The organism is Ruegeria sp. YTSB088 (assembly GCF_059609825.1).
Genome location: NZ_JBXWMM010000013.1, coordinates 119,217 through 125,216 on the forward strand (window position 1 = coordinate 119,217; position 6,000 = coordinate 125,216).

8 protein-coding genes and 1 pseudogene are annotated in these 6,000 nt (G+C 55.0%); 3 read left to right on the plus strand and 6 right to left on the minus strand.

Annotated elements, in window-relative coordinates; genetic code table 11:
• Positions 1 to 49: 49 nt before the first annotated feature.
• On the plus strand, positions 50 to 310 hold the full coding sequence (locus tag AC2FFA_RS18890) for a hypothetical protein (RefSeq protein WP_496727242.1): 261 nt from the start codon (positions 50 to 52) through the stop codon (positions 308 to 310).
• 35 nt (positions 311 to 345) lie between these two features.
• Here AC2FFA_RS18890 and AC2FFA_RS18895 read toward each other — a convergent pair whose 3' ends face one another.
• Positions 346 to 1,008 (minus strand): L,D-transpeptidase, encoded by a 663-nt coding sequence (locus AC2FFA_RS18895; protein WP_496727241.1) that lies wholly within the window; start codon positions 1,006 to 1,008, stop codon positions 346 to 348.
• Positions 1,009 to 1,251: 243 nt separating this feature from the next.
• On the minus strand, positions 1,252 to 1,728 hold the full coding sequence (locus AC2FFA_RS18900; RefSeq protein ID WP_496727239.1) for a DUF411 domain-containing protein: 477 nt from the start codon (positions 1,726 to 1,728) through the stop codon (positions 1,252 to 1,254).
• A gap of 347 nt (positions 1,729 to 2,075) precedes the next feature.
• On the opposite strand from AC2FFA_RS18900, the gene AC2FFA_RS18905 reads away from it, so the two are divergent.
• Complete coding sequence (locus AC2FFA_RS18905) at positions 2,076 to 2,786, plus strand: IS6 family transposase (protein ID WP_496852770.1); 711 nt, start codon at positions 2,076 to 2,078, stop codon at positions 2,784 to 2,786.
• A gap of 109 nt (positions 2,787 to 2,895) precedes the next feature.
• Here AC2FFA_RS18905 and AC2FFA_RS18910 read toward each other — a convergent pair whose 3' ends face one another.
• From AC2FFA_RS18910 to AC2FFA_RS18925, 4 genes are all read right to left on the minus strand, one after another.
• Positions 2,896 to 3,447 carry a methyltransferase family protein gene (locus AC2FFA_RS18910; protein ID WP_496727252.1) on the minus strand — a complete coding sequence of 184 codons (552 nt, stop codon included), beginning with the start codon at positions 3,445 to 3,447 and terminating at the stop codon, positions 2,896 to 2,898.
• Positions 3,444 to 4,364, minus strand: coding sequence for a cation diffusion facilitator family transporter (locus AC2FFA_RS18915; protein WP_496727251.1), 921 nt, complete (start codon positions 4,362 to 4,364; stop codon positions 3,444 to 3,446). Before AC2FFA_RS18915 ends, AC2FFA_RS18910 begins: the two co-directional genes overlap by 4 nt.
• Positions 4,354 to 5,124 (minus strand): transglutaminase-like domain-containing protein, encoded by a 771-nt coding sequence (locus tag AC2FFA_RS18920; RefSeq protein ID WP_496727250.1) that lies wholly within the window; start codon positions 5,122 to 5,124, stop codon positions 4,354 to 4,356. Before AC2FFA_RS18920 ends, AC2FFA_RS18915 begins: the two co-directional genes overlap by 11 nt.
• 105 nt (positions 5,125 to 5,229) lie before the next feature.
• Positions 5,230 to 5,775 (minus strand): c-type cytochrome, encoded by a 546-nt coding sequence (locus AC2FFA_RS18925; protein ID WP_496727249.1) that lies wholly within the window; start codon positions 5,773 to 5,775, stop codon positions 5,230 to 5,232.
• Between the two features lie 127 nt (positions 5,776 to 5,902).
• Here AC2FFA_RS18925 and AC2FFA_RS18930 point away from each other — a divergent pair.
• Positions 5,903 to 6,000, plus strand: a pseudogene (locus AC2FFA_RS18930) (IS6 family transposase); the annotation flags it as partial.

A 6,000-nucleotide genomic window follows, 5' to 3' on the forward strand; every position in this document is an offset into this window, starting at 1 on the left:
GGTGCGACCTTTCCGGCAACGAATCGAAACAATGGTCGGAAAAGCCTACATGCAGAAGAAGATCTTAGCTGTCGTTGCAGCGCTGTCCGTCACCGCTGGGTGTTCATCGCAGTTTGATGCGGAAAACCAGATTGGAAACCTGCCGGATTCCGTAGTGGCCCTTGCTGCCCCGGGGCAGAATTTGGCGACTGCACGCCTCGATCCGCAAGACAATTGTTATTGGTACGCGTATAGCGGGGCGGTCGAGACGACCCTGGTACCGTTACGCGCCACAAATGGCGGCCCGATCTGTGTTGCACGCGAAGCGTGACAATCGGGCGGCCGCCAACTCATTTTCGGGGGCCATTACGTTTGCGCGGTAACGCTGTCCTCGGCTGAGTATAGATATGCGGTCGAGCCGACTTTGACGGTTGGATAAAGATCGTTGATATGCGCCATGATCATGCGGACGCAGCCTGAACTGGCGCGTCCGCCAATGCTTCTGGGTTGCGGCGTGCCATGGATCCTCAAATAAGTATCTCGGTCGCCAACGAACAGGTAAAGCGCTCGGGATCCCAATGCATTGTTCGGCCCCGGCTCCATCCCGTTCCTGAATTCCGCATATTCCGGATTGCGCTCGATCATGGACGCTGTTGGGGTCCAATGTGGCCATTCAACCTTGCGCCGGATCGTATATGTCCCCGGCTCGTAGAGATTTCCACGCGCAATGGCGACGCCATAACGCATCGCCGTGCCGCCCTCTTCGATATGATAGAGATACCGCGCCACCGCATCGACATGAATATCACCAGGCACCAGGCCATCGTTCGCAGTGACCCGCCGCGGCAGAAAACGTTTGTGCACACCCCAAGGGTTTGTTGTGGCGGCATCATATCCAGATGGTGTAACCTGGGCGTCCCAGGCGGACTTTTGCGAACCCGTTGGCCAGGTCTTAGCCAACAGCGGGCTGGATACCGACGCTGAAAACAGCGCGGTGGTTTTTTGTATGAAATGGCGTCTCGTCAGCATGGTCCTGGTCCAATTCTTCAATCATGTCTGCCGGTTCAACGGTCCAGCGATCAAAGGATATCCATAATGCCTCTAGCAGCTAGAGCTTCAAGTGGTTTCCGGTAACGTTTTGGACATCAGCACCATTTTTGAGCTAGCTTGTGACCTTTGTGCCGGCGTCACGGTGACCCTGGAAGATGTGCGCTGACCTCGTTGACAGAATTGAGTGTTTTTTCATTAGGTCGTGCTGGCGCCACCAGGAACTTATGCTGCAGGGTAACTGGCAAACACCTCTGTGGTTCCATCCTTGTGGATCAGGAAGACGTCAAAGGCTTCGCGTTCGCTTGCTGGCCCCATGCCCGGCGAGCCGAAAGGCATACCCGGAACCGACAGTCCAACAGCATCCGGGCGTTCGTCCACCAGGCGTCGAATGTCATCGGGTGGGACATGCCCTTCGATCATGTAACCCTCTATGCGACCCGTGTGGCATGACATCATGCCCTCCGGAATTCCGTTGGCGGATTTGTAAGCGTTCAAGGCCTCCCATGCGCTGTTTTCCACGGTTACTTCAAAACCTTCCGCTTGCATGATTTTGATCCACGAGCCGCAGCACCCGCAATTCGGATCCTTCAGGACATGGATTGACGAACTGGATTTGGCGAAGGCAGGAAGCGCCGCAGCCGCCGCAAACGTTGCTACTCCGTACACCACGGCTCGGCGGCTCAGATTATTCATAGTCATATTTCCCTCCTAGGAAAGGTTACCCTGACCCGCTACGAAAGCGCGCCTGCTAGGTTGTCGCTAAAGTCTTAACACTGACGACAGGCATCTTGCCTCACTGAAAATCGACACATTCGTCACCCATGGATTCCATCTGATGTTGCTTTCTTGGTGATGTCAGAATTTGCCGCAATGATCTTGGTCAATTTATATAACGAACGAGATACCTTGGTCTAAATATTGCCACCGCATCCGGTGTTCAATGTTCGCCTCAGTAATTTTCGGTTTCGCAGACGACATCAACGCCGAAGGTGATTCAACGGCATTGCCAAGTTGTTCAGGCTGAGTGATCCAGCTATGTCGCGCTCATGAACATGCCAACGATTATCCCGCGCCTGAAGGGCTTTCGCTTTCCTCGTGAGATCATTGCTTACGCGGTTTGGGCTTACCATCGCTTTGCGTTGAGCACCGCTGACGTCGAGGATCTGTTGGCTGCGCGGGGCGTGATCGTCAGCCGGGAAACAGTTCGGTTGTGCGTCAATCGCTTTGGTCGACATTTTGCAGATTGCATCAGGCGGGATCGTCCACAGCCAAACGACAAGTGGCACGTGGACGAAGTCGTGATCATTATCCGAGGCAAGAAGCACTGGTTGTGGCGCGCGATCGCCGCAAACGTGGACACGCTCGACATTCTCGTGCAAACTCGCCGAAACGCCAAAGCTGCAAAGCGGTTTTTCAAAGGGTTGGTTGCCAAATTCGGCGAACCCAGAGTCGTCATCACAGACAAACTGCGCAGCTATATCAAACCAATCAAAGTACTGGCACCGGACGCTGACCATCGTGCCCACAAAGGTCTCAATAACGCGATCGAAGTGTCCCACCGACCGACCCGCAAAAGAGAGAAGCTATTCGGCAAGTTTAAGTCTCATCTACAGGCTCAGAGATTTCTGTCTGCCCATGACCAAATCAACCTGATCTTCCGTCCCCGCCGATATCAACTCACCGCAAAATCATACCGCCAAGCTCGCTCGGACGCATTCAACCTCTGGGACGATTACACCGCGGAAATGGCGGCCTGAACCTACCATTACCAATACCACACAAGCCCACGTCAACAACTTGGCAATACCTATCATTGGCATTGCTGCACCGTTGTGAACGTTGGCTTCAGCACGATTAGATATTGAGTCAAAGAAATCTCCTCACCCTAGCCGCATAGTCCTCAAACTCAGAACCGTACTGTTTCTTCAGCCACGGCTCCTCTGCGAAGGGTGCGGCTATCAAAACAAGGATTGCTGCTAGTCCTACAATGAGCACCGAAGGTGAAGATGTAAGGATCATCCAACCACCGACAATGGCAATATCGGCCACGTATTGAGGGTTGCGTGAGTAGCGATACATGCCAGCGGTCCTCAGCGTGCCTTTCGCGCCGCCGGTTTGCGGCACCCCGAAATGGGCAACTTCGGACCAGACGACAATATTGCCTATCACGATGAGGGGTATCCCAATCCCGAAACGCAGCCATCCTGGAACTGCCAGATCGCCCCACCCCCAGACGCCAAGTAAAATGAGGATGCCGAATAAGGAGAAGGTCGGCACCCAAACCAGAACGGGTGTGAAAGCTGTGTAGCGCTTAGGTGGCCAGATGCGACGCTCTGGAACGGCGATTGACCAAAGGATCGAAGCCAGTGTCGCTGCTGCAAGCCCCAGACCGAGAAAGAGAAGCGTCGATTCCATCATGGTCCGGCCTCTTCATGCCCATAGAGTCGCGCGCCATTGTGCGCATTCTTAAGATCTTCCAATTCAAGCGTGGAATGCCGGATGCCGAACTCCTCGGCTAGGCGCGCCTTTACGGCAGCTTTGATCCCTTCACCGGATGCGCCATCAGCGGTCACGACATGGCAATCCAGCGCCGCTTCATTCTCCTGCATCTGCCAAAGATGAACGTGGTGAACGTCATGGACTCCGTCGACGTCCCTGATTGCAGCGACAACCGCGCCATTGTCGACGTCGGGCGGGCTACCGAGCATCAGGATGCGGATAGGGCGGCCGATTTCAGTCAGAGCGAGATAGAGGATGTAAAGCGCGATACCGATCGTGATCGCAGGATCGACCCACCACATGTCATAGAGCAGGATGAGGGAGCCGCCGATAATCACAGCAACAGAGGCCAATGCGTCCGACAGGTTGTGCAGGAAGAGAGCGCGGATGTTCACGCTGCTTTTTTGCATCGAGTAGGTTAGCACGGCGGTCAATGTGTCGACGACCAGCGCCACTGAGCCCAGGATCACCACGGTCCAACCGGCCACCTCGGTCGGTTCGATGAGCCGCATCCCGCCTTCGTAAATCAGATAAACGCCGACGAGGATGAGGGTGGTGTAATTGATCAATGCAGCGACGACTTCGATCCGGCCATAGCCGAAGGTCATGCGTTCGTCGGCGGGGCGTCTGGCGATCTTTCGCGCAGCAAAGGCGATCACTAAGGATGCCATGTCCGAGAAATTGTGCAGCGCATCCGCAATAAGCGCGAGGCTGCCGGACAGGATCCCACCGACGATCTGCGCAACCGTCAGAAGTGCGTTAGCCCAGATCGCAATGGAAACACGGCGATCTCCGGACGCCGGGTCAATATGCGCGTGACCCTGATCATGAGGCATGACGTGATTCCTCGTGCTTATGATTAGGCAATGCCACGCTAGGAAGCTGCGGCACGCTACCTGATCTGATCCGGCGCACGCGGGCGTTCATCCAATGGCGGATGATATGGCGGTACAACAGGCCCTTTACGAAGCTGAACGACTGCTGATGTTTTGCGTAAAAGTCGTCGGGCGTCGCGAAGGTCCCGAAATCCTGAACAATGCCTGTCTCTTGGATGTAGGTGTCGCCACCCGTCCACTCCACAGGTGGAGCCTGCAGGCAATCTGTCCCTGCCCCGTATCCGCAAAGACTGGGTGTCCCGGAGAAAGAGGATTGCAGAGCCGTCAGGAACGCAGCGTCAAGGATAAACCCTTCGAGGTTCACCCAACCCGACTCTGTCTCCACCTCAACCCAGGAATGGATGATTTCCTCGGGTGCGATGGGATAGACCAGTTCCGGAACGACACCGCGTTGCAGCGCCTTGTGAATAGTGAAGCCGTGAAGACGGCAGCGTACGCCGACCGCGCGCAACAACGCCATGAGAAGCGTGCCTTTGGTGTTGCATTGACCAAAACCGTCAGCGAGCACATCGGTGGCAGAGATGTCGTCTGAGCGGTTGTACCCAAAGGCAATTTCATTGCGCACGAAATCGTAGACAGCCCCGATCCGATCATGTGTCGACGGGGTGTTCCAAGCTCTATCCTTGACCAGTCGTGCAATTGACGGATGGTCGAAGTTCAGGATTGGGGTTGGTGCAAGTAACGGTTCAGCGATTGTCATCGGCACTCTCCTTGATTCGATTTAGGAGAGTTGTAATTGCTATAGTTACTGTAGCTTCAAGTACCAAATTTGCTAGCTAATCCAGCGTCAATGTCAGGCAGTGCCCTACGGAAAACCCGCGCGCATGTATGCAATTATTTTCCAGACGTCGTCTTCGCTTAGTACTTCTTCAAAAGCTGGCATATCAGTTCCAAAACGCTCACCGCCTTCGAAGATCGCCCAGAGAAGGTACTCGTCTCCCGCCATAGGCATTTGCACGAATCTTTGCAGAAGAGCCGGGGACGGAACCAAAGAGCGTCCGGCCTCACCATCTCCGAGGCCTTTTGCGCCATGGCAACTTGCACAGGAATTCGAATAGAGCGCCTTACCGTCCGCGATGATCTGTGCCGTGCCCCGCACCGTACTGCGGGCACCGCGATAGGCTGTGGGAACCCCTTCGTTCATGTACGTCCAATGCCGCTGCATGCGCATTTGTTGTCCGGGCCCCATGTTGCCCCAACCCCAACCTTGCATGTGATCGGACCCCATTTGGCCGGAACTCATCCGACCGTGCCCCCACCAGCCGCCATTATTCTGTTGGGCCAATGCGCCAATTGACCCGACACTAATTGCCGCGACTACGGCGAGACTAAGAAATGTTCTCTGCTTCATGGCGGGTCGCTCCTATGGTTGGTAATTCCTCTCGACAAAACTGACACCGAAACTGATCTACGTCATTGATACAGATCAACGGTATTGCCAAGTTGTTCATGCTGAGTGACCCGGATAAATCGCGCTTATGAACATGCCAACGATTATGCCGCGCCTGAAGGGCTTTCGCTTTCCTCGTGAGATCATTGCTTACGCGGTTTGGGCTTACCATCGCTTTGCGTTGAG